The sequence below is a fragment of the Oleiphilus sp. HI0132 genome, from assembly GCF_001635845.1.
Window position 1 is genome coordinate 1 of the sequence record NZ_LWGJ01001757.1, and the last position, 920, is coordinate 920.

1 protein-coding gene and 1 pseudogene are annotated in these 920 nt (G+C 48.2%); both read right to left on the bottom strand.

Features of this window, described 5'->3' with window-relative positions; genetic code table 11:
* Window positions 1-262: rhomboid protease N-terminal domain-containing protein (locus A3766_RS26815; RefSeq protein WP_197479775.1), on the bottom strand; the 262-nt coding region annotated here is incomplete at its 3' end.
* A pseudogene (locus A3766_RS31660) lies at window positions 259-920 on the bottom strand (serine/threonine protein phosphatase); the annotation flags it as partial. The pseudogene A3766_RS31660 and the gene A3766_RS26815, both read right to left, overlap by 4 nt.

Below are 920 nucleotides of genomic sequence, written 5' to 3' on the forward strand. Positions count from 1 at the left end.
CCCTCGGCTTACGAAACACTTCACGACGCCGATGCTGGTCCTGCATTTTATCAAGCTGCTCAGCTAGGCCACTACGATACTGAGGTTCTGTCATGTAGCGTTCAAGCGCACTCAAGACCTGCTCCTCATAGCCTTCATCATCTAGAATCAAAGCTTGTTCACCCTGATTTTCAATGACTCGATGGGCCACGCCCTGAAAATGGAGCCATTGACTAAAGTCCGAAAGATCCAAGTCTAGTGGAATGGGTGGTATGCGACTCATGTCCGGGTAACGTCCACCGACACAAACTTGTCTTTACTCAAGACTCTCTCGCCATCCATTCGGTAAGCCACCAGCTGGCCATATTTCACCGCGCTATAATCCAGGCAAGCAATATTGCATTGAATAGGCTCTGGCTCACCAGACATCCAGTAATGACCCACAAATACGGGCGCCTCTGTTGTTGGGTAGGTCAGTAATTGCTGCTTCTCTATCGCCGACAAAGGACGCTCAGCCATTTCTGGCGGCAGTGGGTCGGGTTGAAAGACAACATCATTGTATATCTGGGGATCATCACTCCAGAACTTTGTGCGAAACATGCTTCTCGCCAAGCCATCTTTGCCTAGAATGGTTTCACCGTTTGGCAGCTCCAATGCGGTACCGCGAGTTAACTTGTCAATAATTCGGCTAGCGAAAGAACCAGAGACCGCAGACTCGTGCAAAAAGTCCATACTAATGCAATGGTCTGGGGAATAAGATTTTAAACGTTCAATCGCTAAACTATCCCAACAAGCATGAACCACTCGGAAGTCTTCTTTTTCAATAAAAAGAGGGATTTCATGAAACCACGATAGAAACTTGTGCCATTCGGAGCGATGAGCATCAAACTGCTCCAAGGTCTCTCGAATAAGTCTGTGATGACGAGCGTTGTGCTCGCGCA